Genomic DNA, 25,349 nt, shown 5'->3' on the forward strand with positions numbered 1-25,349 from the left:
TGTCCGAAGGCTTGTCGTCCGATCATCCGATGAACCAGTGAACGACGTGTGAGGAGTAACGATGTCGGTGGCAGAGATAGAGGCTGGCCTGGAGCGGCAGCGGGCGACGCTGGACCTCCAGGGGATCGTGGAGTCCGCGGCGCGCTTCCTTGAGGACGCCCCCGCCCGGGAGATCATCCGGTGGGCCGCGGCCACGTTCGGCGACCGCCTCTGTCTCACCTCGTCGATGAGCGACGCCCTGCTGATCGACCTGGTCAGCAGGGTGAAGCCGGGCGTCGACGTGTTGTTCATCGACACCGGCTACCACTTCGCCGAGACCATCGGCACCCGCGACGCGGTCGAGACCGTCTACAAGGTCAACGTGATCAACGTGAAGCCGTCCAGGACGGTCGAGGAGCAGGACCGCGACCTCGGCCCGCGCCTGTACGGGCGCAACCCCGACCTGTGCTGCTACCTGCGGAAGGTCGAGCCGCTCAACCGGGCGCTGGAGCCGTACCTCGCCTGGGTGTCGGGCATCCGCCGCGACGAGTCGCCCACCCGCGCGAACACCAAGGTCGTCGAGTGGGACGCCAAGCGGCAGATGGTGAAGGTCAACCCCATCGCCCGGTGGACCCAGGAGGACGTCGACAACTACATCGCCGACAACGGCGTGCTGATCAACCCGTTGCACTACGACGACTACCCGTCGATCGGCTGCGCCCCCTGCACCCGCCGCGTGGCGCCGGGCGAGGACCCGCGCAGCGGGCGCTGGTCCGGCCTCGGCAAGATCGAGTGCGGCATCCACCTGTGACGAGTGCTCCACACGGGAACGCGCCGCTGATCGCGGTGGCGCACGGGTCCCGCGACCCGCGCGCCACCGCGACGGTGGAGGCCCTGCTCGACGGCGTACGGCGGGCCCGGCCCGGCCTCGACGTCCGCGCCGCCTACCTCGACCACGCCCCGCCGTCGCTGCCTCGGGCGCTGTCGGGCCTGGACGAGGCGGTCGTGCTCCCCCTCCTGCTCACCGCCGCCTACCACAGCCGGGTGGACATCCCGGCGGCACTGCGGGAGGCGTCGGCCCGCGCGCCGCGCCTGCGGGCCGTCTGCGGCCCCACGCTCGGCCCGCACCCGCTGCTGGTCCGGGCCCTCGAACGCCGCCTCACCGAGGCCGGGGTGGGGATCGGCGACCCGGAGACCGCCGTGGTGCTGGTCTCGGCCGGGTCCAGTGACGGCCGGGCGAACGCGACGATCGCCGCCGTCGCCCGCGCGTGGGCGCGGGAGCGCCCCTGGTGGTCGGTGACCGCCGCCTACGCCTCCGCCGCCGCGCCCAGGCCCCGGGAGGAGGTCGAACGGCTCAGGCGGGCGGGCGCGCCGAGGGTCGTCGTCGCGCCGTACCTGCTGGCCCCCGGCCACTTCGCCGACGCCGTGCGGCGCGACGCCCTGGACGCGGGGGCGCACGCCGTGGGCGGCGTCCTCGGCGCCGCCCCCGAACTGGTCGCGCTCCTGCTCGAACGCCACGCCCAGGCCGTCCGCGCCGCCCGCCAGGCGGCCTAGCCGACGGTTCCCCGGGCCGTTTCCAGGTCCGGCAGGGACCACCTCCGCGACCCCGGCCACGGCGTGGCGGCGGGGTCTTCGCACGCGGAGGAGAGGATCTCCTGCCCGTTGGGCCTGCGGATCACGATGTCCTGGTCGCAGGCGATCGGCGTCTGCCCCGCCACGAGAGGCAACGCCTCCCTGATCGTGAGCCGTCCACCGGTGCGGTACTCGCCGGTCTCCTCGATGACGCGCCCGGCCTCCCGCTCGCCGAGCGCGGGGATCGGCGCCCCCGGTTCGAGGCCCGCCGCGACCCGCTGGACCGGCACCAGCGCGACGTCCACGTCGTTGCGTCCCCTCAGATCCCCGCCGGACTCGTCGGTCCACGACAGCGAGTGATCGACGTGGTCGCTCTGGATGCCGCACACGCCCTGCGTCACCAGACGGCCGTTCAGCCAGACGAGCGCGTACGACGGGTCCCGGCAGTCGACCCGCACGTTCACCGACTCGCTGATGCCCGTGTAGGGGAATCTCAGGACCCGCCCGCCCGTCTCGATCGCTCCGTTGAGGAACACCCGCTCCCCCGTCAGGTAAAAGCCCTCGGAGGGAACGGCCGCCAGGACGGCCGGCCCGCCGTCTCCGGGGGGCGCGATCGTGACCGTGCGCGGCGCGGTCGCGACCATCACCGCGGCGGCCAGACCGGTGGCCAGCGCCGCCCCTGCGCCGGCCCGCCGGCGGCGGACGCGGCGGACGCGCCGGTCCACGTCGGCCAGAGCGACGCCCCCGCCCCGTCCCCCGCCCCGTCCCGTGGCGGCGTCCCCGGCGAGAAGCTCGCGGAGCTCTGTCTCTGTCAGTGTCATCGTCAGCTCTCCAGGCTCATCGCGGAGCGGGCGGCGGGATCGACGCGCAGCCTGGCCAGGGCCCTGCTCGCCTGGCTGCGCACGGTCCCCGCCGAGCAGCCGAGGATCTCCGCGATCCGGTCGTCGCCGAGGTCGGCGAAGTAGCGCAGCACGATCACGGCGCGCTGTTTCAGCGGCAGTCCCGCGAGGGCCCGCCGTACGGCGTCCCGGAAGCCGAACAGGTCGGCGGCGTCGCCGACCGCCGGCTCCGGCAGCACCTCGGTCGGCTGCTCGCCGCGCCAGCGCCTGCGCCACCAGCTGGCATGGGTGTTGGTCAGGATGCGGTAGACGTACGGGTCGGGATTGTCACCGACCCTCCGCCAGGCCAGCCACGCCTTGGCCAGCGCCGTCTGGACCAGGTCCTCTGCCGTGCCCCAGTCGCGGCAGAGGAGGTAGGCCGTCCGCAGCATGCGGTCCGAGCGCTGCTCGACGTAGCGCTCGAAGTCGGCCCGGTCGCGCATGTGCGGCCCCCAGTGATCGGTGCGGTCCTCGGTGGACGGTCACCGATGACTACGCCCTGGGAGCGCCGCGCCGTTGCCTCGGACGGCGATCGGGTTCCCCTGCGGCGTACGACCGCGCGCTCGGGGGCCGTTCAGCGGGAGTCGCGCCGGCGGTCGCGGAGCCGGGGAGGACGAGGCGGGCGGGGCGGGCGGAGCCCGTGCATGCCGTGTAGCCCGTGCAGCCCGTGCATGCCGTCCAGGCCGTGCAGGCCGTGCTCGGAGCCCTCGTACCCCTCGGTGAGGGAGGAGCGGCGCTCCTGCCACCACTCGCTCCAGGCGAACCAGCCGCGCTTGATCGGCTGCGCCCGGGAGTCCCCGATGATCTTCACGTCGCCCAGCAGGACGTACGCCCTGACCCTGACGACGGGGGCGGCCTGCCCGGCGGGAGCCTCGATCACCTGGACCTTCTTGTCGCCCAGGACGGTGACGCCGGAGAGCTCCACGTCGATCCCGTCCGGCACGATGATCTTGAGATCGCCCAGCACGCAGACGGCGACGACGTCCACCTCACGCCCGCGCACCTCGGCCTCCCGCAGGTCGAGGGTCACGTCGCCCAGCACGCTGACCGCGCCGATGCCGTCGTCGATCCGCCACGAGCCGGTCCTCTTGGCGTCGCCCAGCACCGCCACGATCCACTTGCGCATCCTGCCCTGCGGGGCGGCCGGAGCCGCGGGCCCGGGGGCCGGGGCCGGGGCGCCGCCCGGCAGGTCGGCGATGATCTGGGCGAGCTCGCCGTGCGTCTGGGCCAGATAGGCGGCCTCGGTCCGCTCGGTCAGCTCGGCCAGCGTCAGCCGCCCCTCGGCGGACGCCACCCTCAGCCGCTCCACCACGGACTCGCGCTCGGCGTCGGACGCCCGCATGCCACCCGGATCGTTCACGTCCCCCACCGTAACCCCGACCGGCCCCGCTCCCCATCCTCCCTGGGGACGATCCCTGCGGGGTCCTCCAGAAGGGGTTGTGTGAGCATGGAGACGTGACCCGCAGCAGGTTGTTGGAGGCGATCGCGGAGGGGGACGCCGCGCGGGTGGCGGAGATGCTGCACCCGGAGGCCCCGGTATCCCCTGTGTCCTCCCCTGTGTCCCCCGCCGTCGACCCCGCCCAGGGGACGACGCCGCTCTACCGGGCCGCCGCCGGAGGCCACCACGAGATCGTCCGGCTGCTGCTGGACCACGGCGCGGACCCCGACCGGCCGAGCGGCGGGCCCGAGGAGGGGCTGCCGCTGTGCGCCGCGGCCTGCTGGGACCACGCCGAGACCGTGCAGGCGCTGCTGGACGGAGGCGCCGACCCCGACGCGGCGGAGGAGGGCGGCTGGACGGCCCTGCTGTGGGCGGCCGCCAACGGCAACCTCGAGTCGGCCGACGTCCTGCTCGACGCCGGGGCCGATCCCGGCCTGGCCGACGAGGACGGCGACACGCCGCTGACACTGGCCGCGCTGTTCGGGGCGTACGGGATCGTCTGGTCCCTGCTGGAGCACGGCGCGGACCCGGCCGCGCCCGGCTGGGACGGCGCGACCCCGCTGGAGATCGCCGCCCGTCTGGCGGGGGCCGATCTGGAGGCGGTCCTCCGGGACGACGCCGCCGCGCGGCTGGGCGGCGAGCACACGGTGCTGGTGGCGCACTCCGCCGCGCCGGACGGCACCCGGCGGGTCACCGTCGAGGCGCGCGGCGAGGGCGCCCGCACCGGCACACACACCGGCGTCTACACCGTGGCCCGCCAGTACGGGCACGCGGCCGCCGCCACGGTCCTGGAGGCGGCGCTCGGTCTCCGGCCGCCGCCCGAGGAGCTGCTCCGCCGCGTCCTGCCCTACCGCGACCTGGACGAGGACGACGAGACGTGGTGGGCGGCCGTCCACGCGCTGCGGGGGCGCCACGACGAGAAGACGTTCCGGGCGGTGACACGGTTGTGCGAGAGCGACGACCCGGTGCGGCGGGAGTTCGGCGTCGACGTCCTCGCCCAGTTCGGCCGCGACCCGGGCCACCTCCCGGGACAGGACACGGGCCACGACGACCGGCAGGACGAGGTCCTCGGCATCCTGCGCGACCTGGCCCGCCGGGAGACCGAGCCCGCGGTGGTCGAGGCCCTGCTCGCGGCGTTCGGCCACCGGGCCGACGAGCGGGCCCTGCCCGAGGTGCTGGCGATCGTGGGCGGCCCGGGGCGCGAGCCCACCGTCAACGACGCGGTCGCGCTCGCCGCGGTCCTGCCGTCCGGCGACGAGGACGGCCTCGCCGCCCTGATCCGGCTGACCGAGTGCGGGGACGACGAGGTGCGCGACTGGGCGACCATGGGCCTCGCCGGCCTGCCGGCCGACACCGCCCGGATCAGGGAGGCGCTGGCCGCCCGGCTGGCCGACCGTGACGTGACGACCGTGGCCGAGGCGGCCCGCGGCCTGGCCGCGCGCGGCGACAGGCGGGCGCTCACGGGCGTCCACCGGGTGCTGTGCGAGGCGGGCGCCGGTCAGGGCTACGCGCGTGATCTCGCCCTTGAGGCGGCCCAGGAGCTGGGCCTGGACATCTCCGGCGCCTGAGCGCGGCGGCGGGTGTTTGTCCCGGCGGGCCCGAGTGCTGAGATGGAGTTCCGGCCTCGCCCGGTTCCCGGCGCCGAGGACCCGGCATCACCCGAGGAGGACCCTGTGACCCGCGACGCGACTCACGACGTGACCAACCAGGCGCCCCCGCTGGCCGGGCACGACGTCTCGGCCGACCAGGCGCTGCTGGAGGGGCTCGCCAGGGAGGGGGCGGACTGGGCGACCGGGGAGCTGCGCCGGCTCGGCCTGCTGGCCGGATCCGAGAAGGCGCAGGAGTGGGGGCGGCTGGCCAACGAACACCCGCCCGTCCTGCGCACCCACGACCGCTACGGCAACCGGATCGACGAGGTCGAGTTCCACCCCGCCTGGCACGAGCTGATGTCGGTCGCGGTCGGCAACGGGCTGCACGCCTCCCCCTGGACCTCGGCCCGGCCGGGGGCGCACGTCGCCAGGGCCGCGAAGTTCTTCGTCTGGTCCCAGGTGGAGGCCGGGCACGGCTGCCCGATCTCCATGACGTACGCCGCCGTGGCCGCGCTGCGGCACTCGCCGTCGCTGCGGGCGGAGTGGGAGCCCCTGCTGGCCTCCCGCACGTACGACTTCGGGCTGCGCCCGCCGCTGGAGAAGCGGGGCGTGCTGGCGGGGATGGCCATGACCGAGAAGCAGGGCGGCTCCGACGTGCGGGCCGGCACCACCCGGGCCGAACCCCTCGGCGACGGGAGCTTCGCCCTGACCGGGCACAAGTGGTTCAACTCCGCCCCGATGTGCGACGCGTTCCTGGTGCTGGCCCAGGCCCCGCGCGGGCTGTCGTGCTTCCTGCTCCCCCGTGTGCTGCCCGACGGCACCCGCAACGCGATGCGCCTGATGCGGCTGAAGGACAAGCTCGGCAACCGGTCCAACGCCTCCGCGGAGGTCGAGTACGACGGCGCGACGGCCTTCCTCGTCGGCGAGGAGGGCAGGGGCGTCCGCACGATCATCGAGATGGTCAACATGACCAGGCTCGACTGCGTGACCGGCTCGGCCGCCGGCATGCGGCAGGGACTGTCGCAGGCCCTCCACCACGCCCGCCACCGGAGCGCGTTCGGCCGGCCGCTGGCCGACCAGCCGCTGATGCGCGCCGTGCTCGCCGACCTCGCGCTGGAGTCCGAGGCGGCGACCACGCTGATGACCCGCCTGGCCGGGGCGACCGACCGGGCGGTGGCGGGCGACGCCGCCGAGGGCCTGTTCCGCCGGGCCGCCCTCGCCGCCGCCAAGTACTGGATCTGCAAGCGGGCGCCGGTCCACGCCGCCGAGGCGCTGGAGTGCCTGGGCGGCAACGGGTACGTCGAGGAGTCGCAGATGCCCCGGCTTTTCCGGGAGTCCCCGCTGAACGGCATCTGGGAGGGCTCGGGCAACGTGGCCGCCCTCGACCTGATGCGGGTGCTCGCCCGGGAGCCGGAGGCGGTCGAGGCGTTCTTCGCCGAGGTCGCCCGAGCCGGGGACCACCGCGTCGGCGACGCGGCCGGGCGGGTGCTGAAGACGCTCGCCTCCGCCGGTGAGGCCGACGCCCGCCGGGTGGCCGAGGAGATGACGCTGGTCCTGCAGGCGTCCCTGCTCGTGCGGCACGCCCCGGCGCCGGTGGCCGACGCGTTCTGCGCCTCCCGCCTGGGCGGCGACTGGGGCCGCGCCTTCGGCACGCTCCCGGCCGGCCTCGACCTGGAGCCGATCCTGGAGCGCGCGGCGCCCGCGTGAGCAGGCGGTCACGGGACGGCTACCCCACGGAAATCCGGCGGAAACAGGCCGCCGCTGTCATGAAGGGGACTCACCGGCTCACCCCGGTGAGGCGCACCTAGGGTTCCGTTCGGCTGGTCCGAGAGGTGCAGGCGGCTCGGCGCGGAGCCGTTCCACGGCGGGACAAAAGCCCGGGAGGCTGCGACTTCGGCGTCTCCCCGGTCAACGGCGCGGCCGGGACCGGGGAGACGCCGCGGGTCGCGAATCCCGCCGCCCGCCGGGCGGCGGTGGACCAGCCGTCCCCCCGAGGAGTGCCGTGGGCCACCTCCATTCCCACTACGGTCCCGAAGCCCGTAACGCCGTCGAGCGTGAGGCCGAGATCCCCACCACCATGCACGAGCGGGAGATCGCCCGCGGGCTCGAACTCGGCCTGCAGGGCGCCGACTCGATCGTCGACCGCACCATTCCCACCTTCTCCCGCGGCGAACTGCCGCACTTCGCCGGGATCAACACCTTCCTCAAGGCGCCGTACGTCGAGGACGTGCGGCGCTGCGGGGAGTACGACGTGGCGGTGCTCGGCGCGCCCTTCGACGGGGGCACCACCTACCGCTCGGGCACCCGCTTCGGGCCGCAGGGCATCCGCAAGATCTCCGCGCTGTACGGCCCCTACAGCTTCGAGCTCGGCGTCGACCTCCGCGAGTCGATCACGATCTGCGACCTGGGCGACATCTTCACGATCCCGGGCAACATCGAGAAGACCTTCGACCAGATCAGCAAGGGCGTCGCGCACGTCTTCGAGAGCGGCGCCTTCCCGGTGATCCTCGGCGGGGACCACTCGATCGGCTACCCGACCGTGCGCGGGGTGGCCGAACACGTGCGGGGAAACGTCGGCATCATCCACTTCGACCGCCACGTCGACACCCAGGAGACCGACCTCGACGAGCGGATGCACACCACCCCCTGGTTCCACGCCACCGACATCCCGAACGTGCCGCCGAAGAACCTCGTGCAGATCGGCATCGGCGGCTGGCAGGCGCCCCGCCCGGGCGTGAAGGTGGGCCGCGAGCGGGGCACCACGATCATGACGGTCACCGACTGCGTCGAGATGGGCATCGAGGCCGCCGCCGAGCGGGCCCTGGAGGTCGCCTGGGACGGCGCGGAGGCCGTCTGGCTGTCCTTCGACGTCGACTGCCTCGACGCGGCCTTCGTGCCCGGAACCGGCTGGCCCGAGCCCGGCGGGTTCCTCCCCCGCGAGGTGCTCAAGTTCATCCAGCTCATCGCCGACGCCCGGCCGCTCGCCGGAATCGAGGTGGTGGAGTGCTCCCCGCCGTACGACAACGCGGAGATCACCTCGCTCATCGCCACCCGGGTCATCTGCGACACCCTCGGGTGCCTGGTGCGCTCGGGACACCTGCCGAAGAGGAAGAAGGAGGCCGTCCAATGACGCGCCGACACCTCGCCGCCGTTCTCGTTCTGCTCCTGCTCGCGGGCTGCGCCTCCCCCGGGGAGCGGCAGGCCGCCGCCCCGGCCGGCTCGACGATCACCCTGGGCTTCAGCGCCTGGCCGGGCTGGTTCCCCTGGCAGGTCGCCGGCGAGCAGGGCCTGTTCCGCAAGAACGGCGTGGACGTCGAGCTGAAGTACTTCGACAGCTACACCGACTCGCTCAACGCGCTGGCCACGGGAACCATCGACGCCAACAGCCAGACGCTCAACGACACCCTGGCGTCCGTGGCCGGCGGGGCGAAGCAGAGCGTCGTGCTGGTCAACGACAACTCCAGCGGCAACGACCAGATCATCGCGGGGCCGGGCATCTCGTCGCTGTCCGGTCTGAAGGGCAGGACCGTCGCCGCCGAGCAGGGCACGGTCGACCACTACCTGCTCCTGCTCGCGCTGCGGAAGGCCGGTCTCACCGAGGCGGACGTGCAGTTCCGGCCGATGCCGACCGACGCCGCCGCGGCGGCCTTCGCCGCCGGGCAGGTGGACGCCGTCGGGGTGTTCGCCCCCTTCACCACGACCGCGCTCAAGCGGAAGGGCAGCCGGGCGATCGCGACGTCGGCCGACTTCCCCGGGGCGATCCCCGACCATCTGGTGGTCACCCGTGACCTCGTCTCCCGCGACCCGAAGGCCGTGCAGGGGCTCGTGTCGGCCTGGTTCGACGCGCTCACCTGGATCGGCGAGCACCGGCCGGAGGCCCTGGAGATCATGGCGAAGCGGGCGGGGGTGAGCGTGTCCGACTACGAGTCGTACGACAAGGGCACGACGATCTTCACGCTGGAGCGCAACCGGACGGCCTTCTCCGGCGAGCTGGACGGCCGCGCCAAGGAGATCGCGGAGTTCCTGGTCTCGGCGAAGCTGGTGGACAGGGCCCCGTCGCTGGAGGGACTGTTCGCGCCCCAGTTCGTCCGCGCGGTGCAGCCGTGACCGCGGCCGAGGCGATGCCGAGACAGGACGCCGGGACGGCCCCGGCGGCGGAAGAGCCCGCGCCGCGCCGGGCGAGGCTCAGAACCGGGCCGCTCACGACCAAGGCGCTCACGACCTCGGTCTCCGCGCGTACGGCCTGGCTCCTGCGGTGCCTGTCGATCCTCGTGCCGCTGGCGGTCTGGCAGGCGGTCAGCGCGAGCGGCCGGGTGGACCCCGCGTTCCTGCCCTCCCCGTCGGCGGTCTGGGCGGCCGGGGTGGACATGGCGGCCGGCGGCGAACTGGCCGCCGACCTCGCGGCTAGCCTCGGCCGGATCGCGGCGGGCTTCGGCCTGGCCGTCCTGATCTCGGTGCCGCTGGGGTTCGCGATGGGGACGCTCGGCTGGGCGCAGCCGCTGCTCGAACCGGCCGTCGGCATCCTGCGCTACCTGCCCGCGTCGGCCTTCATCCCGCTGCTGATCATCTGGCTGGGCATCGGCGAGGCGTCGAAGGTGGCGCTGCTCGTCCTCGGCGTGGTGTTCTTCAACACGCTCATGACCGCCGACGCCGTACGGCAGGTGCCGCACCGGCTGCTGGAGGTGTCGGCGACCCTCGGGGCGTCCCGGCCGCGGGTGGCCGCCCGGGTGGTGTTCCCGTACGCGCTGCCGGGGATCATCGACGCGATGCGGGTCAACGCCGCCGCGGCGTGGAACTTCGTGGTCGTCGCCGAACTGGTCGCGGCCACCTCGGGACTCGGCTACCGGATCACCCGCGCCCAGCGGTTCCTGCAGACCGACCGCATCTTCGCGATCCTCGTGGTGATCGGCCTGATCGGCCTGGCCATCGACGTCACGCTGCGCCTGCTGCGCGCCCGGGTGGGGAGGTGGGCCCGTTGACGAGCGCACCGAGCGGTCTCCGGCTGGAGGGCGTGGGCAAGGAGTTCGTCCCGGGCCGGCCGGTGCTCCAGGACGTGGACCTGTCCGTGGCATCCGGCGACTTCGTCTGCGTGGTGGGGGCGAGCGGCTCGGGCAAGTCGACCCTGCTGGGCATGGTCGCGGGCCTCGTCCCGCCCACGTCCGGCCGGGTGCTGCTGGACGGCCGTGAGGTCGCGGGTCCCGGCCCGGACCGCGGGCTGGTGTTCCAGACCGCCTCGCTGTATCCCTGGCGGACCGTGGCCCAGAACGTCGCGTTCGGCCTGGAGGCGCTCGGCGTGCCGCGCGCCGCCCGGCGGGAGCGGGTGCGGTGGCTGCTCGACGAGGTGGGCCTCGGCCACCTGGCCGGGGCCCTGCCCGGACGCCTGTCGGGCGGGCAGCAGCAGCGGGTGGCGATCGCCCGCGCGCTGGCCTGCGCGCCGCGCGTGCTGCTGCTCGACGAGCCCTTCGGCGCGCTCGACGTGCAGACCAAGGAGGACATGCAGCTGTTCGTACGGCAGGTCTGGCAGGACGTGACACCGGCCGGGGAACGCCCGACGGTCGTCATGGTGACCCACGACACGGAGGAGGCCGTGTTCCTCGCGCGCCGGGTGATCGTGCTGTCCAGCGATCCCGGCCGGATCAGCCAGGAGATCGCCATCGGCCTGCCGGAGCCCCGCCCGCTGGAGATCAAGCGCTCCGCGGAGTTCCTGCGGATCAGGGCGGAGGTCGAGGACCTGGTCCGGGCCGAGCACCGCGCCCACCAGGCGCGTGTCGCCGCCGCGCCGGCGTGATCGTGGGTTTGCGGGAGGGTCGCGGGACGACCGGCGGCGCGGGTGGCGTTAAGGTCGCTGCTGAATGGATTAAGACTCGCTAGTGAAGGGATATCGCCATGGCGACCACTCGTACCGCGACGACGCAGTGGAAGGGCGCCCTGCTCGACGGTTCGGGCGTTGTCTCGCTCGACACCTCCGGCGTCGGCACCTTCGACGTCTCCTGGCCCTCCCGGGCCGAGCAGGCGAACGGCAAGACGAGCCCGGAGGAGCTCATCGCGGCCGCCCACTCCTCGTGCTTCTCGATGGCCCTGTCCCACGGCCTGGCCCAGGCGGGCACCCCGCCGCAGTCGGTCGAGACCCGGGCCGACGTGACCTTCCAGCCCGGAGAGGGCATCACCGGCATCGTGCTCTCCGTACGGGCCCAGGTGCCCGGCCTGTCCGCCGAGGACTTCCAGCAGGCGGCCGAGACCGCGAAGGCGAACTGCCCGGTGAGCAAGGCGCTGGCCGGCACGACGATCACCCTGAACGCCGAACTCGTCGGCTGAACCACCAGTGGGGCCCCCGCCGGACCGGTCCGGCGGGGGCCTCCGCGTGCGCGGACCGGGAGCAGGGGTACCGCCCCAGGTGCACGAATCGTCCGGGCAGTGGAGAATGAGGTTACATGCGCGAGGTTTGGCCTGGAGAGCCCTACCCACTCGGCGCCACCTGGGACGGTGTGGGCACCAATTTCTCGGTGTTCTCGGAGGTGGCCGAGCGGGTCGAGCTGTGCCTGTTCGACGACGACGGCGCGGAGACCCGCGTCGACCTGCCGGAGGTCGACGGCTTCGTCTGGCACGGCTACCTGCCGGGGATCATGCCCGGCCAGCGGTACGGCTTCCGCGTGCACGGCCCCTACCGGCCCGAGCACGGCCACCGGTGCAACCCGGCCAAGCTGCTGCTCGATCCGTACGCGAAGGCGATCGAGGGCTCGGTCCGGTGGAACGAGTCGCTGTTCTCCTACCACTTCGCCGACCCCGCCCGGCTGAACGTCGAGGACTCCGGGCCGCACATGCCGAAGAACGTGGTGGTCAACCCGTTCTTCGAGTGGGGCAACGACCGGCCGCCCCGCACGCCGTACCACGAGACGGTGATCTACGAGGCGCACGTGCGCGGGCTCACCATGCGGCACCCCGCCGTGCCCGAGGAGCAGCGGGGCACCTACGCCGGGCTCGCGCACCCGGCCGTGATCGACCATCTGCGGTCGCTCGGCGTGACGGCGGTCGAGCTCATGCCCGTCCACCAGTTCGTGCCCGAGCACTTCCTGGTCGCCCGGGGGCTGACCAACTACTGGGGCTACAACACGATCGCCTACCTCGCGCCGCACAACGCGTACTCCTGCGCGGGGCAGCGCGGCCAGCAGGTCCAGGAGTTCAAGGCGATGGTCCGGGCCCTGCACGACGCGGGGATCGAGGTGATCCTCGACGTTGTCTACAACCACACGGCCGAGGGCGACCACATGGGCCCCACGCTCGGGTTCCGGGGCCTCGACAACGTCGCCTACTACCGGCTGCGCGAGGAGGACCGCCGCTACTACCTCGACTACACCGGCTGCGGCAACTCGCTGAACGTCCGCTCGCCCCACGCGCTCCAGCTGATCATGGATTCGCTGCGCTACTGGGTGCTCGACATGCACGTGGACGGCTTCCGCTTCGACCTCGCCGCCGCGCTCGCCCGCGAGCTGCACGACGTCGACCGGCTCAGCGCGTTCTTCGACCTCATCCAGCAGGACCCGGTGATCTCCCAGGTCAAGCTGATCGCCGAGCCGTGGGACGTCGGTCCCGGCGGCTACCAGGTCGGCAACTTCCCGCCCCTGTGGACCGAGTGGAACGGCAAGTACCGCGACGCCGTACGGGACTTCTGGCGGGGCGACTCCCGGACGCTGCCCGAGTTCGCCTCGCGCCTCGCCGGGTCGAGCGACCTGTACGCGACCAGCGGCCGCCGCCCGGTCGCCTCGATCAACTTCGTCACCGCCCACGACGGGTTCACGCTCAACGACCTCGTGTCGTACGACCACAAGCACAACGAGGCCAACGGCGAGGGCAACCGCGACGGCACGGACGACAACCGGTCGTGGAACTGCGGCGCCGAAGGACCGGTCGACGACCCGGCGATCAACCGGCTGCGGCGGCGCCAGCGGCGCAACCTCCTCACCACCCTGTTCGTGTCCCAGGGCGTGCCGATGCTGCTGGCGGGCGACGAGTTCGGCCGCACCCAGCAGGGCAACAACAACGCCTACTGCCAGGACAACGAGACGTCCTGGATCGACTGGTCCCTGGTCGGGCAGGAACCCGGCCTGCTGGACTTCGTCCGCCGCCTGGGCGCGTTACGGCGGGCCCACCCCGTCTTCCGGCGCCGCAGGTTCTTCCTGGGCCGCACGGTCGGGGACGACAGCAGGGACATCGTCTGGCTCACGCCGTCGGGCACCGAGATGACCGACGCCGACTGGCAGACCGGCTACGCCAAGTCGCTGGGCGTCTACGTCAACGGCGACGCGATCAGCGAGCCCGGCGCGCGGGGCGAGCGGATCACCGACGCGACGTTCCTGCTGCTGATCAACGCGCACCACGAGAGCCTGACCTTCGCCCTCCCCGGCCCGGAGCTGGGCGCGGCCTGGCGTCCCGTGCTCGACACCGCCGACGAGGACCCGCCGGACGACCCGGACGCGGCGGAGACGCTGGTCGCCGGGTCCAAGGTCACCGTCACCGACCGGTCCATGCGCGTCCTCGTGTGCGCCGGCGGCCCGAGCCGCCGGTTACCCTCGGTCGGGTGACTACGGCACCACCACAAAAGCCGCATTCCGGCCTGCCGACGAAGCCCCGGTCGGCGGTCGTACGGGACGCCCTCGGGGTCGGCGCGGCGGTCGGGCTCTCCGGGTTCGCGTTCGGCGTGACGTCGGCGGGGGCCGGGATGACGCTCGCCCAGACCTGCGTGCTGTCGCTGCTGGTCTTCACCGGGGCGTCCCAGTTCGCGCTGGTGGGCGCGCTCGGCGCCGGCGGGGCACCGCTCCCCGCGGCGGCGGGGGCGCTGCTGCTGGGCGTCCGCAACGCGTTCTACGGCCTGCGTCTGTCGCAGGTGCTCGGCCTCCCCGCCGCGGTCCGTCCGCTGGCCGCCCACTGGGTGATCGACGAGACCTCCGCCGTGGCCCTGGCCCAGCCCGACCGGCGCCTCGCCCGGCTCGGGTTCACCGTCACGGGCGTGACCCTGTACGCCGGGTGGAACGTCACGACCCTCCTCGGCGCGCTGGGCGCCGCGGCCCTGGGCGACCCGGCGGCCTGGGGGCTCGACGTGGCCGGTCCGGCCGTCTTCCTCGCCCTGCTCCTGCCCATGCTCCGGGACCGCTCCGCCGCCGCTCCTTCGGCGCGGGCAGGCGCCACCCCGGCTCCGGGCCAGGATGGGGAGGGCACTGCGACGGCCCGGCCGGCCCGGGCCGCGGTCCTCCGGCATGAGGTGGCGGTGGCCGTGCTGGCCGTCGTGCTGGCGCTGGCCTGCGTGCCGTTCCTGCCCGCGGGCGTCCCGGTGCTGGTGGCCGTGCTCGCCGCGCCCGCCGTCCTGGCCGTCTCCGCGCTCCGGTCCCGCGCCGCCGCACGGCGGGAGCGGAGCGCGGCGGCGCGGGCGGAGGAGGCGTGATGGGGGTGTGGATCGCGATCGCGGTCACCGTCGCCGGGTGCTACGCGGTCAAGCTCCTCGGGCTGTCGGTCCCGGCGGCGGTGCTGGAACGGCCGCTCATGCGCAGGCTCGCCGCGCTGGTGCCGATCGCGGCGCTGGCCGCGCTGATCGCCCTGCAGACCTTCGCCGACGGCCGCACGCTCGTCGTCGACGCCCGGGCCGCCGGCCTCGCCGCGGCGGCCGTCGCGCTGCTGCTGCGCGCGCCCTTCCTGGTGGTGGTCGCGGTGGCCGTCGTCGTCACCGCCGCCGTCCGCGCCCTGACCGGCTGAGCTCTGCCGACCTCTGCCGACCGGCCGGATGCCGGGACGGCTCAGCGGGCGAGGATCTCGTCGAGGTCGTAGCTCACCGGGCGTTCGAGCTGGTCGTAGGTGCAGGACTCGGGCGTGCGGTCGGTGCGCCAGCGGCGGAACTGGGCGGTGTGCCGGAACCGGTCGCCCTCCATGTGGTCGTAGGCGACCTCGATGACCCGTTCCGGCCGCAACGGGATGAACGACAGGTCCTTCTTGGCGTTCCACCGCGAGACGGCGCCCGGCAGGCGCTGGCCCTGCGCGCCACCCTGCCGGCCACTCTGCGCGCCGCCCTCCGCCACCTCGGCCCAGTGTCCCCAAGGGTGCTCGCTCAGGTCCTCCATCCGGTACGGCGCGAGCTCCCCGACCAGTTCCTCGCGCTTCTTCATCGGGAAGGAGGCGGCCACCCCCACGTGGTGCAGGCGGCCGTCGGCGGAGTACAGCCCGAGCAGCAGCGACCCGACGACCGGCCCCGACTTGTGCTCGCGGTAGCCCGCCACGACGCAGTCGGCCGTCCGCTCGTGCTTGACCTTGAACATCACCCGCTTGTCCGGCGTGTACGGCTGGTCTCCCGGCTTGACCACGATGCCGTCGAGCCCGGCGCCCTCGAACGCGTCGAACCACTCGGCGGCCCGGCCCTCGTCCCGGGTGACCGGGGTGAGCCGCACCGACCGGCCCGCCCCCGCCAGCGCCTCCTCCAGCCGGGACCGCCGCTCCGAGAACGGCGCCTCCATCAGGTCCTCCGCGCCGACGGCGAGCAGGTCGAACGCGACGAAGGAGGCGGGCGTGCTCCCGGCCAGCAGCCGCACCCGGGACTGGGCGGGGTGGATGCGCTGCTGGAGCGCGTCGAAGTCGAGCGACTGGCCCCTGATCAGCACGATCTCGCCGTCCACCACGCACCGGGGCGGCAGCTCCTTCCTGACGGCCTCGACCAGCTCAGGGAAGTAGCGCGTGAAGGGCCGCTCGTTCCTGCTGCCCAGGAAGACCTCGTCGCCGTCGCGGAAGACGATGCAGCGGAAGCCATCCCATTTCGGCTCGTAGTAGAGCGTGCCGTCCTGCTCTGGCAGCTTCTTGACCGCCTTCGCGAGCATCGGCGCGACCGGCGGCACCACCGGCAGGTCCAGGTCCGGGATCAGCGGCTCAACCGGCGGCTTCATCATGCGCCTCCCTGAGGTATCGGCAGAAGAGGAAGCCGTCCTCCTCCAGCACCTGGGCGAGGGTCAGCGGCGTGCGCGAGGCGACGCCGTCCAGTATGCGCGCGGCGTCACCCCCGGCCAGCAGCGGGCTCACCGTCAGCGCCAGCTCGTCGACCAGCCCGGCCGCGGCGAGCTGCGCGTTGATCCGCGGCCCGCCCTCGCACAGGATCCGGCCGAGTCCCAGGCCGCGCAGCTCCTCCACCGCGGTCGCGAGATCGACCCGGTCGTCTCCGGCGACGATCAAGAGGGCCTTGTCCGCGGCCTCGTCCCTGCGGTCCTTCGGCGCCGCCTCCGTCGTGATCACGATGGTCCGGGCGTACGGCTCGGCCTCAGTGAACAGCGGACCCCCGAGATCGAGGTCGAGCAGGCGGGTGACGACGGCGATCGGCGGCACGGGCGGGCGGCCCTCGCGCGGCGCCCGCCACGACTCGCGCGGGCGGGCGGGACGGTAGCCCTCCGTGCGGACGGTGGCGGCGCCGGCGAGCACCACGTCGGCCAGGCCGCGCAGCAGCCCGAAGATCCGTTTGTCGGCCCGGCCGGACAGGCCCTCCGAGTGGCCCTCGACCCAGGCCGCGCCGTCGGCGCTCGCCACCATGTTGAGACGCAGCCAGTGGTCACGCGGGTAGGCGTAGGCGGCGGCGATGTCGGGATCGTCCTCGGCGTGGGGATGGATGCGGCGCACGGTTCCCACACTCGCACACCGCACCGACAACACGGCCCAGGCGCCCCGCCCATGAGAACCCGGGGCGGCTCAGCCCTCCTGCTCGCCCCCGGGCCGGGCCTTGGACGGCTTACGGTTTTGTAGTTCGCTCCCCCCAATACGAAGGCCCGCGAACATTTTCGAGCACACGCTGCCCTTGTTCATCTGCTACTCGCGTCACCACTTGCTGCGCGATGCCAAAAACGGCCGCCCAGGCAAGGATTTGACCTCCCGTATCCAAGTCGGTCAGGCCCGGAATGAAACCACCTTGGATGAGCAACAGCCCTAGGACCGCAGAAACCGCACCGGCCGGAAGCTTCAGAAGCGCCAGCACTATAGGAAGAGTGTACGGCGTAGAGGTCCCATGAACATGACGCAAAGCGGCGGCCCTCATCAATGCCGCGCCAGACAATCCTACAAATTCCACTAGGGCAATATCCCACCTACTCGGACCCATGCCCAGTGGACATACCATGAAATCTTGAGGATGATAACACAGTTTTAGCTTTTTGGGATCAAGAAGACCCAGGAGAATGAACGAGAAAGCTATCGCAGCCAGAATGATCGTGGTGATTATGACAATGTTTCGAAAGCTTCGGAGGTTCACTCTCTCCAATTGGGCGGCTATGTTAGCCGCCTGCATTGCTTGAATCGCCAACTCGCGATCATCCGTCGTCAGCTTGCCGCCAGACCGCCTGAGCTGGGATTCGAATTTGACCCGTCGGGGATCACTTGCCCCCAAATGCTGTTTCGCGCGGGCAAGGATGTTCGTACCCCACCATTCCAGCTCGCCGGGCGGAACCAACCTCAGCAACTCGGCCTCGGCCTGGTGGATATTTGCCCACGCGGAGTCAACCGCCGACCCCGTCCAAACAGACATCGGGTTTCGAAGCCGCGTCGCCGCACCTCGCGCAGCCCCTAAATGTCGCCGCACCCCCCTTGCATAAGCGGAGTCGTTGTTCAGGCGGTCAAGTTCGGTTTCCAGACCCTCGATGGTAGCGAGTGCTCGCTCTCGCCAGGAAGTTGTCTTCCGGTTGACGGTTGCGACCGAGGAGCCCTCTCGCATTTCTTCCCCAGATTAGCCACAGAGAAATGCTTACAACTCCAGGGTAAGACTCCCATGTAAGACATGACGACCCAACAGAAGGTATTATTCCCCCAGGTCGGATCCATCATTGCGAGCAATGCGTAATACATCCTCAAGCCGGCACGCACAACCCGCGCCGACTCACCGTACGCGTATGACGCCGCAGGCGATGCGGTCGCCCGAGTCACCGGCCTTGAGCGTCTCGGCGTCGGGGCCCTTCCTGCCGTGGCGGTAGCGGTCCGGAATCTGCGCCGCGTTGTCGGCACGGGCGTGGACGACGACCGAGGCGCCCTCCGGCGCACGTAGCCGGTCCAGGCCGAAGCGATCGGTCAGGAATGTGGCCCGCCCTCTCCCGTCCTTCCCGACCATCAGGTTGGGCAGGTCACCCGCGTGGTCGGGGTGGGAGCCCATGCCGAGGTGCCGGCCTGCGCTGGCGAACGGACTGCCGGTCGCGGGGTCGGTCGACGAGGGATCGCACACCCCCTTGGCATGGAGGTGCAGCCCGTGGAACCCGGCCGGCAGGTTCTCGACGGCGACGCGCACCCTGGTGGCGCCGTCCTTCTGCTCATTGACGCGGACCACACCGACGGTCCGGCCGTTGGCGTCCTTCAGCGTCGCCCGGGCGTCGGGGCCGTCGCGCACCACCGTCGAAGGCGGGCCCGGGGCGGCCATATGTTGCAGCCCCGCTGCGGGAGTCAGGGCGACGATGAACGACAGGTACGTCCGCCACAGCATGACGATCTCCCTCCCGCCGGAGGAAACGGCTCGTACTGCCCAGGGTAGGCACGCACGTCGGGGAGACCGGGCCAAGACTCTGTCAAGTCTCGGCCCGCGCTTCCGACGAGGCTCAACGAGCGCCGCGAGCACCCGGGAAAGCCGGGCCGGCTTCGCGCAGCGTCATCCTCCGCCAGATGGCCTTGCCTTGCTGGGCTGCACCCGCTTGGGCTCGCCGGGCATCTTGGGGTAGTTCGGCGGATACGGCAGGTCGCCCCGCTCGTCGGCGTCGTACCACTCCAGGAGCGTGCCGATGCCGAAGGCGCGGTCGTCGATCTCCCGCTGCACGTCGCCCAGCGCGGCGAACCGGTCCGGCATCGTCCTCAGGTCGAAGGCGCCGGGGTCGCAGTCCTCCAGCTCGGCCCAGGTCACGGGGGCCGACACCCGGCCGTCGGGCCGGGCGCGCACCGAGTAGGCGGACGCCACCGTCCGGTCGCGGGCGTTCTGGTTGTAGTCGATGAAGACCTTCTCCCCCCGCTCCTCCTTCCACCAGGCGGTCGTCGCGAGATCGGTGCGCCGCTCCACCTCCCGGGCGAAGGCGATGGCGGCGTGCCGCACCTCGGTGAAGGTCCAGCGCGGCTCTATGCGCACGTTCACGTGGACACCGCGGCTGCCGGAGGTCTTCGGGAAACCCCGCATGCCGAGCTCGTCGAGGACCTCCTTCGCGGTGAAGGCGACCGTACGGGCCTGCTCGAACGAGGTGCCCGGCTGCGGGTCGATGTCGATGCGCAGCTCGTCGGGGTGGTCGAGGTCGGCGCGGCGGGCGTGCCAGGGGTGGAAGTCGATCGTGCCGAGGTTGGCGCACCAGGCGATGGCCGCCACCTCGGTCGGGCAGAAGGCGTCGGCCGTGCGCCCGCTGGGGAAGCGCACGGTGACGGTCTCGATCCAGTCGGGGTGCCGGGGCATCCGCTTCTGGTAGATCGCCTCGGAGCCGACGCCGTCCGGATGCCGCTTGAGGTAGGTCGGCCGCTCCCGCATCGCGCGCAGCGCGCCCTCCCCCACGCTCACGTAGTACGTCACCAGGTCGCGCTTGGTCGCACCGATCGCCGGGAAATAGACCTTGTCCGGGTTGGTGACCTTGACGACCCGGTCACCCACCTCGATCTCGATGTACGGCGAAGCCATGTAGGCGACCCTACCCCCGGGGAAGATCCGGGACGGCCTGATGGTTCCTCACTTCGTAATCCCCGCGAGGGGCCACCGGGCACAGGGTGGTGAGCATGGAAAAGGTAGTCAAGAGCGACGCCGAGTGGCGCGCGCAGCTTTCCCCGGAGGAGTTCCGCGTCCTCCGGCAGGCGGGGACCGAGCGCCCCTACACCGGCGAGTACGTCGGCACCAAGACCGTCGGCGTCTACTCCTGCCGCGCCTGCGGCGCGGAGCTGTTCCGGTCGGAGGCCAAGTTCGAGTCGCACTGCGGCTGGCCGTCGTTCTTCGAGCCGTCGGAGTCGGAGGCCGTGACGCTGCACGAGGACGACTCCCTGGGCATGCGCCGGGTCGAGGTGCGCTGCGCGCGGTGCGACTCGCACCTCGGGCACGTGTTCCACGGCGAGGGTTATCCCACCCCGACCGACGACCGGTACTGCATCAACTCCGTCAGCCTGACCCTGCGGCCGGCCGAGTAGGGCCGGCTCAGTTCGGCTTCGGGTAGGTGACCCGGCAGTCGTCGTCGTCCGGGCCGAGGACGTTGGCGAGGACGGGATTGCCGTTCTCGCCGAACCTGGACTGGACGAACACCACGGGGTTGACCTCCCCCCGCTCGGCCAGGTACTCCAGGCCTCGCTTGCACAGGGTGATCGCGGCTTTGGAGTTGTCGGCGTTCTCCGGGAGGCTCGTGTAGATGCGCAGATAGCGGCCGGTGGTGCGGATGTCCTTGACCTTCTTGGCCGTCTTGTCGTTCCACCGGCTGCGGAAGTAGGCGTCCGCCTTCTTGTCGGTGTACTTGGACGGTCCCGACGCCTTCTTCGCCGACGCCTTCTTCTTCCGCGCGCCGTCCGCCTTCTTCCCCGTGTCGACGCTCGCGACGGTGAGCTCACCGGCCGGGGAGGCGTGCGGCGCGGGCGCGGCGGCCACGCCGGCCGGAGCCGCGTCCGGGTGCGACAGCGGCCCGGCGATCGCGAAGGCCCCGACGGCGAAGGCGGCGGCTCCCAGCGACAGTTCGACGACGTGTGAACGGGTCCGCCTCTTACGGCGGCGCCCCCTGGAACGTGCCAGCCCGCTTGACACTCTGCCTCACCTAGACGTAGATCTTCCGTCACAGTATGGCAAAGTCCAGCCGCCGCCAAGTCCCTTTCAGGCGTTTCGCACGTGGTCCGGCAGAATGTCCCTTCCAACGGAGTCCCGTCCTCCGCCGATCACAGGGAGGGTCCGTGCCGGCCGCCGTGTCCCTCACCGTGTCCCCCACTGTGTCCCCCACCGTGTCCCCCACCGTGTCCCCCACCGTGTCCCCCACCGTGTCCCCCACCGTGTCCCCCACCGTGTCCCCCACCGTGTCCCCCACCGTGTCCTGGCTCGTGTTCGGGCTGTCCTGCGTCCTGGTCGCGGCCGGAGGAGCGCTGGGCGGCGCCGACCCGGTGGACGCCGCGGTCGCGCTCGGCTTCACCCCGCTCGGCGCCTATCTGGTGGCCCGCCGCAGGGGCGGCGCCGTCGGACCCTGCTGCCTGGTGACCGTGCTCGGCGCCGTCGCCTACTTCGCCGACTCCTACTCGCTCCGGCCCGGCCTGCCCGGCGGCCGCTGGGCCGCCTGGGTGGGCGCGTGGGCCTGGGCCCCCGCCCTGCTGACCGTGGGCGGCGTGCTGCTGCTGCTCGTGCCGGACGGCCGCCTGCCCGGGCGGGCCTGGCGGCCGGTTGCCGCGACGGGAGTGGCCGCCACGGCGGCGTTCACGGTGCTGGCCGCGCTGGTGCCCGAGGGCCCGGACCGGCCGTTCCCGGTCGAGGCCCTGGCGCCGGCGCGGGACGCGCTGCCCGCCGTCATCGTGCTCCTGGCCGCGGTCTCGCTCGCCTGCGCGGCCGGGCTCGTCGTCCGCACCGTCAGGGCGCAGGGCGAGCGGCGCACCCAGCTGCTGTGGATCTGCCTCGGCGCCGGCGCGTTCGTGGCGGGCGTCTTCCTGCCGGCCGTCACCCGGCTGCCCGCCGCCGGAGTGCCGTTCATCCTGGCCCTGCCGGCCTGCGTCGGCGTGGCGATGCTCCGCCACGACCTGTACGGGACCGGGCCGTGGCTGCGCCGGGTGCTGACCCTGGGGCTGCTGACCGGGGTCCTGGCCCTGCTGTACTTCACGGTGTCCGGGCTCACCGGGGCGCACGTCGCCGCCGCGACGGCCGTCGCGGTCGCGGTCGAGCCGCTGCACCGCTGGCTGCGCCGGGCCTCCGGCCGCATCCTGTACGGCGGCCGGGCCGACCCCGAGACCGTCCACGCCCGGCTGGGCGCCCGCCTGGCCGCGACCTCGGAGCCCGCGGAGATCCTCGCCGCCGTCGCCGACGCGGCGGCCGAGGCGACCCGGGCCGCCTACGTACGGGCCGAGCTGGGCGCGCCGGGCGAGCCGCTGAAGGTCGCCGAGCGGGGCACGCCCGCCCCGCTCGGCGTGTCGGTGCCGCTGCGCTTCCAGGACGAGGTCCTCGGCGTCCTCGGCCTGTCGGGAGGCGACGTGCGGGTGCTCGCCCCGCTCGCGTCGCACGCCGGGGCGGCGCTCGCCGCCGCCCACCGCGCCGTGGCGCTGCAGCGCTCGCGGACGCTGCTGGTCACCGCGCGGGAGGAGGAGCGGCGGCGGTTCAGCAGGGACCTGCACGACGGGCTGGGCGCCTTCCTCTCGGGCATCGGCTTCACGGTGGACGCCGCGGGCAACGCGCTGAAGGCCGACCCGGAGCGGGCGCGCGGCCTGCTCACCCAGATCAGGACGCAGGTGGCCGAGGCGGGCGCGGGCGTACGCCGCCTGGTGCGGGGGCTGAGGCCACCCGAGCTGGCCCAGCTCGGGCTGGCCGGCGCCGTCGAGCACACCGCCGCGACGCTGGGCGCCGGCGGGGTGGAGATCGAGGTCACGGCCGGGGACGTGAGCGGCCTGCCGGCCGCCGTGGAGGTCACGGCCTACCTGGTCGCCCGCGAGGCGCTGACGAACGCGGTGCGGCACGGCGGGCCCCGCCGCTGTGCCGTACGCCTCGGCCGGACCGCGGCCGGTGCGAAGGCCGGCACGACGGACGGGTTCGAGCTGAGCGTGCGCGACGACGGGAGCGGGCTCGCGCCCGAGGCCGTCCCGGGAGTCGGGCTGACCTCCATGCGGGAGCGGGTGGAGGAGCTGGACGGAAAGCTGACGGTCGACGCCGCCCCCGGCGGCGGAACGGTGGTGGCCGCGTGGATTCCCCTGTGATCAGGCTGCTCGTCGTCGACGACCACCCGGTGGTCCGCGACGGCCTCGGGGCGCTGATGTCGACCGTGGAGGGCATCGAGGTCGTCGCGGTGGCCGAGGACGGCCTGCGGGCGCTCGCCGCCGCCCGCGAGCACAGCCCCGACGTCGTGCTCATGGACATCTCGATGCCGAACATGGACGGCATCGAGGCGACCCGGCGGCTGTCCGCCGGGGCCCGCCCGCCGAGCGTGGTGATGCTCACGATGTCGGACGACGACCTGTCGCTGCTGGCGGCCGTCCGCGCGGGGGCCAGGGGCTACCTGCTCAAGAACGCCGGCCAGGACGACGTGGTCGCCGCGGTGCGCGCGGCGGCCCGGGGACAGGCCGTCTTCGGGACCGGCGCGGCCGAGTCCCTGATCAACCTGCTGCACGCGCCGCCCCGCGTGTCCCCGCGGCCGTTCCCCGCGCTCACCGACCGGGAGTACGAGATCCTGGAACTCGTCGCGTCGGGCCTGGGCAACCAGGCGATCGCGGCGCGCCTGGGCGTCAGCCCGAAGACCGTGGCCAACGCCGTCTCCGGCGTCCTCGTCAAGCTCGGCGTGCGCGACCGCGCCGGGGCGGTCGCCGCCGCCCGCGCGGCGGGACTCGCCACGGGCTGAGCCCGCCTCCCGGAGATCCGGGAGGCGTTCCCCCGCGGACGGGAACATCGGCTCCTCCGGCCGGGATCGTCACGGCCCGAATCTGGACGGGCAACGACAGCACCCTCCGGAGGAGAACCGTCATGGACGCCACCGCGTCGCCCCGCACTTCCACCGCCCCCACCGCGCCGGCCGCCGCTCCGGCCGTCGCCGTCGCGGCGGCACTGACGCTCGGCGTGACGCAGATCCTGCACGCGCAGACGGTGCCGTTCGCCTCTCCGGCGGACTACGTCATCGAGGGCGCGTACGCGCTCTATCTGGTGGCGGCGGTCGTGGCCGTCCTCGCGCTGCGCCGTGTCCACCGCCCGGCGGGGGGCTGGGGTCGGATCGGCGACGCCGGGGCGCTGCTGTACGGCCTCGGCCACGCGCTCGTCGCGGTCCCGGTGACGACCACCTTCCTCCTCGGCCACGACGCGCCGGACCCGCTCGGCGCGCTGTTCGTGCCGGGGATCGCGCTGTGGATGGCCGGGCTGGTCCCGCTGGCGATCGCGTGCTTCCGCCACGGGCCGGTGCCCCGTCCCGTGGCGGCCGTGCTGCCCGCGACGCTGCCGCTGACGATGGCGCTCGGCGCGGCGGGCCCCCTGGTCGAAGCCCTGACCTGGGCCGTCCTGGGGGTGTCGATCGCTAGGGCAGCGCGGCGACGAGTTCGCTGACCGGCTTGCGGGTGCCGGTGTAGAAGGGGATCTCGATCCTGGTGTGCCGCCTCGCCTCGGCCCCGCGCAGGTGGCGCATCAGGTCGACGATGCGGTGCAGTTCGTCGGCTTCGAAGGCCAGCATCCACTCGTAGTCGTTGAGCGCGAAGCAGGCGACCGTGTTCGACCGCACGTCGGGGTACTCGCGGGCCATCATCCCGTGCTCGGCGAGCATCCTGCGGCGCTCGGAGTCCTCCAGCAGGTACCACTCCAGGGACCGGACGAAGGGGTAGACGCAGACGAAGCCGCGGGGCTCCTCGTCGGCGAGGAAGGCCGGGACGTGGGACTTGTTGAACTCCGCGGGCCGGTGCAGGGCCATCGCCGACCAGACCGGCTCGCTCGCGCGGCCGAGCGCCGTACGGCGGAACCGGGCGTAGGTCTCCTGGAGGTCCTCCGGGGAGGGGGCGTGCCACCAGAACATGAAGTCCGCGTCGGCGCGGAACCCCGCCACGTCGTAGCAGCCGCGCGTCGTCACGTCCTTGCCCGCCGCCTGGGCGAGCAGCTCCTCGACCTCCCCGGCGACGGCCTCACGGGCGTCGGGGAGCCGGTCGCGCAGCCGGAAGACCGACCACATCGTGTACCGGATGACCAGGTTGAGATCGCGTGCCTTGGGGCGCGGGGCGGGCTCCGTCATGGCTCCATTCTGC

General features: G+C 72.9%; 26 protein-coding genes and 1 riboswitch. Of the genes, 16 read left to right on the top strand and 10 right to left on the bottom strand.

The genetic code is table 11. The features are described 5' to 3' along the window. Positions 1–61: 61 nt before the first annotated feature. On the top strand, positions 62–790 hold the full coding sequence (locus HHX37_RS07335) for a phosphoadenylyl-sulfate reductase (RefSeq protein ID WP_111699547.1): 729 nt from the start codon (positions 62–64) through the stop codon (positions 788–790). Further along, positions 787–1,533: a sirohydrochlorin chelatase gene (locus HHX37_RS07340; protein WP_182880072.1), complete on the top strand. Its 747-nt coding sequence runs from the start codon at positions 787–789 to the stop codon at positions 1,531–1,533. The genes HHX37_RS07335 and HHX37_RS07340 overlap by 4 nt, the downstream gene beginning before the upstream one ends. Here HHX37_RS07340 and HHX37_RS07345 read toward each other — a convergent pair. The 3 genes from HHX37_RS07345 to HHX37_RS07355 form a co-directional block, all read right to left on the bottom strand. Beyond that, positions 1,530–2,372: a hypothetical protein gene (locus tag HHX37_RS07345; protein ID WP_182884911.1), complete on the bottom strand. Its 843-nt coding sequence runs from the start codon at positions 2,370–2,372 to the stop codon at positions 1,530–1,532. The two genes, HHX37_RS07340 and HHX37_RS07345, sit on opposite strands and share 4 nt — an antisense overlap. A 2-nt stretch (positions 2,373–2,374) precedes the next feature. Further along, a complete protein-coding gene (locus tag HHX37_RS07350) occupies positions 2,375–2,872 on the bottom strand; it encodes a SigE family RNA polymerase sigma factor (RefSeq protein WP_182884912.1) in 498 nt (165 codons plus the stop codon). A gap of 131 nt (positions 2,873–3,003) precedes the next feature. Next, positions 3,004–3,789 carry a DUF1707 SHOCT-like domain-containing protein gene (locus HHX37_RS07355; protein ID WP_182884913.1) on the bottom strand — a complete coding sequence of 262 codons (786 nt, stop codon included), beginning with the start codon at positions 3,787–3,789 and terminating at the stop codon, positions 3,004–3,006. Positions 3,790–3,884: 95 nt separating this feature from the next. Here HHX37_RS07355 and HHX37_RS07360 point away from each other — a divergent pair, with 95 nt between their 5' ends. The 10 genes from HHX37_RS07360 (at position 3,885) to HHX37_RS07405 (ending at position 15,200) form a co-directional block, all read left to right on the top strand. Beyond that, positions 3,885–5,435: an ankyrin repeat domain-containing protein gene (locus HHX37_RS07360; RefSeq protein WP_310740291.1), complete on the top strand. Its 1,551-nt coding sequence runs from the start codon at positions 3,885–3,887 to the stop codon at positions 5,433–5,435. Positions 5,436–5,540: 105 nt separating this feature from the next. Then, the gene (locus HHX37_RS07365) at positions 5,541–7,163 is read left to right on the top strand and encodes an isovaleryl-CoA dehydrogenase (protein WP_310740292.1); all 1,623 of its coding nucleotides are present in this window, start codon (positions 5,541–5,543) and stop codon (positions 7,161–7,163) included. Between the two features lie 86 nt (positions 7,164–7,249). Continuing rightward, a riboswitch (guanidine-I (ykkC/yxkD leader) is annotated at positions 7,250–7,342 on the top strand. Positions 7,343–7,458: 116 nt separating this feature from the next. Then, positions 7,459–8,586: an agmatinase family protein gene (locus HHX37_RS07370; protein ID WP_111699544.1), complete on the top strand. Its 1,128-nt coding sequence runs from the start codon at positions 7,459–7,461 to the stop codon at positions 8,584–8,586. After that, on the top strand, positions 8,583–9,563 hold the full coding sequence (locus HHX37_RS07375; protein ID WP_182884915.1) for an ABC transporter substrate-binding protein: 981 nt from the start codon (positions 8,583–8,585) through the stop codon (positions 9,561–9,563). Before HHX37_RS07370 ends, HHX37_RS07375 begins: the two co-directional genes overlap by 4 nt. Continuing rightward, complete coding sequence (locus tag HHX37_RS07380; RefSeq protein WP_220502650.1) at positions 9,560–10,435, top strand: ABC transporter permease; 876 nt, start codon at positions 9,560–9,562, stop codon at positions 10,433–10,435. The genes HHX37_RS07375 and HHX37_RS07380 overlap by 4 nt, the downstream gene beginning before the upstream one ends. Then, positions 10,432–11,244, top strand: coding sequence for an ABC transporter ATP-binding protein (locus tag HHX37_RS07385; RefSeq protein WP_111699542.1), 813 nt, complete (start codon positions 10,432–10,434; stop codon positions 11,242–11,244). The genes HHX37_RS07380 and HHX37_RS07385 overlap by 4 nt, the downstream gene beginning before the upstream one ends. 98 nt (positions 11,245–11,342) lie before the next feature. Beyond that, positions 11,343–11,771, top strand: coding sequence for an OsmC family protein (locus HHX37_RS07390; RefSeq protein WP_111699541.1), 429 nt, complete (start codon positions 11,343–11,345; stop codon positions 11,769–11,771). 116 nt (positions 11,772–11,887) lie between these two features. Next, positions 11,888–14,035, top strand: a complete 2,148-nt coding sequence (glgX, locus tag HHX37_RS07395; protein ID WP_182880066.1) for a glycogen debranching protein GlgX — start codon at positions 11,888–11,890, stop codon at positions 14,033–14,035. Next, positions 14,032–14,892, top strand: a complete 861-nt coding sequence (locus HHX37_RS07400) for an AzlC family ABC transporter permease (RefSeq protein WP_182884916.1) — start codon at positions 14,032–14,034, stop codon at positions 14,890–14,892. Before glgX ends, HHX37_RS07400 begins: the two co-directional genes overlap by 4 nt. Then, complete coding sequence (locus tag HHX37_RS07405) at positions 14,892–15,200, top strand: AzlD domain-containing protein (RefSeq protein ID WP_111699539.1); 309 nt, start codon at positions 14,892–14,894, stop codon at positions 15,198–15,200. The genes HHX37_RS07400 and HHX37_RS07405 overlap by 1 nt, the downstream gene beginning before the upstream one ends. Positions 15,201–15,241: 41 nt before the next feature. Here the strand turns inward: HHX37_RS07405 and HHX37_RS07410 are convergent, their stop codons facing one another. The 5 genes from HHX37_RS07410 to ligD all read right to left on the bottom strand — a co-directional run bounded on the left by HHX37_RS07410 (position 15,242) and on the right by ligD (position 20,100). Continuing rightward, positions 15,242–16,342: an ATP-dependent DNA ligase gene (locus HHX37_RS07410; protein ID WP_182885063.1), complete on the bottom strand. Its 1,101-nt coding sequence runs from the start codon at positions 16,340–16,342 to the stop codon at positions 15,242–15,244. A 16-nt stretch (positions 16,343–16,358) separates the two neighbouring features. Next, a complete protein-coding gene (locus HHX37_RS07415) occupies positions 16,359–17,105 on the bottom strand; it encodes a pyrimidine reductase family protein (RefSeq protein WP_310740294.1) in 747 nt (248 codons plus the stop codon). Between the two features lie 100 nt (positions 17,106–17,205). After that, positions 17,206–17,994 (bottom strand): hypothetical protein, encoded by a 789-nt coding sequence (locus HHX37_RS07420; RefSeq protein WP_182884917.1) that lies wholly within the window; start codon positions 17,992–17,994, stop codon positions 17,206–17,208. Positions 17,995–18,342: 348 nt separating this feature from the next. After that, the gene (locus HHX37_RS07425) at positions 18,343–18,936 is read right to left on the bottom strand and encodes a superoxide dismutase family protein (RefSeq protein ID WP_182884918.1); all 594 of its coding nucleotides are present in this window, start codon (positions 18,934–18,936) and stop codon (positions 18,343–18,345) included. 162 nt (positions 18,937–19,098) lie between these two features. After that, positions 19,099–20,100, bottom strand: a complete 1,002-nt coding sequence (gene ligD, locus HHX37_RS07430) for a non-homologous end-joining DNA ligase (RefSeq protein ID WP_182884919.1) — start codon at positions 20,098–20,100, stop codon at positions 19,099–19,101. A 95-nt stretch (positions 20,101–20,195) separates the two neighbouring features. On the opposite strand from ligD, the gene msrB reads away from it, so the two are divergent. After that, positions 20,196–20,597, top strand: a complete 402-nt coding sequence (gene msrB, locus HHX37_RS07435; protein WP_111699536.1) for a peptide-methionine (R)-S-oxide reductase MsrB — start codon at positions 20,196–20,198, stop codon at positions 20,595–20,597. Positions 20,598–20,604: 7 nt separating this feature from the next. Here msrB and HHX37_RS07440 read toward each other — a convergent pair whose 3' ends face one another. Then, positions 20,605–21,198 (bottom strand): hypothetical protein, encoded by a 594-nt coding sequence (locus tag HHX37_RS07440; RefSeq protein WP_182874237.1) that lies wholly within the window; start codon positions 21,196–21,198, stop codon positions 20,605–20,607. A 143-nt stretch (positions 21,199–21,341) separates the two neighbouring features. On the opposite strand from HHX37_RS07440, the gene HHX37_RS37620 reads away from it, so the two are divergent. The 3 genes from HHX37_RS37620 to HHX37_RS07455 all read left to right on the top strand — a co-directional run bounded on the left by HHX37_RS37620 (position 21,342) and on the right by HHX37_RS07455 (position 24,663). Next, on the top strand, positions 21,342–23,333 hold the full coding sequence (locus HHX37_RS37620) for a histidine kinase (RefSeq protein WP_182884920.1): 1,992 nt from the start codon (positions 21,342–21,344) through the stop codon (positions 23,331–23,333). Continuing rightward, positions 23,318–23,971, top strand: a complete 654-nt coding sequence (locus tag HHX37_RS07450) for a response regulator transcription factor (protein WP_310737992.1) — start codon at positions 23,318–23,320, stop codon at positions 23,969–23,971. The genes HHX37_RS37620 and HHX37_RS07450 overlap by 16 nt, the downstream gene beginning before the upstream one ends. Before the next feature lie 122 nt (positions 23,972–24,093). After that, positions 24,094–24,663 carry a hypothetical protein gene (locus HHX37_RS07455; protein WP_182884921.1) on the top strand — a complete coding sequence of 190 codons (570 nt, stop codon included), beginning with the start codon at positions 24,094–24,096 and terminating at the stop codon, positions 24,661–24,663. Here the strand turns inward: HHX37_RS07455 and hemQ are convergent. Then, positions 24,635–25,336: a hydrogen peroxide-dependent heme synthase gene (hemQ, locus tag HHX37_RS07460; RefSeq protein WP_138460003.1), complete on the bottom strand. Its 702-nt coding sequence runs from the start codon at positions 25,334–25,336 to the stop codon at positions 24,635–24,637. The genes HHX37_RS07455 and hemQ overlap by 29 nt on opposite strands. Positions 25,337–25,349: the final 13 nt, after the last annotated feature.

Origin of the sequence: Microbispora sp. H10885 (assembly GCF_014161415.1) — a bacterium.
GTDB classification, from domain to species: Bacteria; Actinomycetota; Actinomycetes; order Streptosporangiales; family Streptosporangiaceae; genus Microbispora; species Microbispora triticiradicis.

Bases quoted from the DNA above. Each gene is read 5' to 3' on its own strand.
- HHX37_RS07420 (WP_182884917.1), bottom strand. From the start codon at position 17,994: ATGTCTGTTTGGACGGGGTCGGCGGTTGACTCCGCGTGGGCAAATATC.
- HHX37_RS07375 (WP_182884915.1), top strand. From the start codon at position 8,583: ATGACGCGCCGACACCTCGCCGCCGTTCTCGTTCTGCTCCTGCTCGCG.
- ligD (WP_182884919.1), bottom strand. From the start codon at position 20,100: ATGGCTTCGCCGTACATCGAGATCGAGGTGGGTGACCGGGTCGTCAAG.
- hemQ (WP_138460003.1), bottom strand. From the start codon at position 25,336: ATGACGGAGCCCGCCCCGCGCCCCAAGGCACGCGATCTCAACCTGGTC.
- HHX37_RS07425 (WP_182884918.1), bottom strand. From the start codon at position 18,936: ATGCTGTGGCGGACGTACCTGTCGTTCATCGTCGCCCTGACTCCCGCA.
- HHX37_RS07345 (WP_182884911.1), bottom strand. From the start codon at position 2,372: ATGACACTGACAGAGACAGAGCTCCGCGAGCTTCTCGCCGGGGACGCC.
- HHX37_RS07390 (WP_111699541.1), top strand. From the start codon at position 11,343: ATGGCGACCACTCGTACCGCGACGACGCAGTGGAAGGGCGCCCTGCTC.
- msrB (WP_111699536.1), top strand. From the start codon at position 20,196: ATGGAAAAGGTAGTCAAGAGCGACGCCGAGTGGCGCGCGCAGCTTTCC.
- glgX (WP_182880066.1), top strand. From the start codon at position 11,888: ATGCGCGAGGTTTGGCCTGGAGAGCCCTACCCACTCGGCGCCACCTGG.
- HHX37_RS07350 (WP_182884912.1), bottom strand. From the start codon at position 2,872: ATGCGCGACCGGGCCGACTTCGAGCGCTACGTCGAGCAGCGCTCGGAC.
- HHX37_RS07335 (WP_111699547.1), top strand. From the start codon at position 62: ATGTCGGTGGCAGAGATAGAGGCTGGCCTGGAGCGGCAGCGGGCGACG.
- HHX37_RS07455 (WP_182884921.1), top strand. From the start codon at position 24,094: ATGGACGCCACCGCGTCGCCCCGCACTTCCACCGCCCCCACCGCGCCG.
- HHX37_RS07405 (WP_111699539.1), top strand. From the start codon at position 14,892: ATGGGGGTGTGGATCGCGATCGCGGTCACCGTCGCCGGGTGCTACGCG.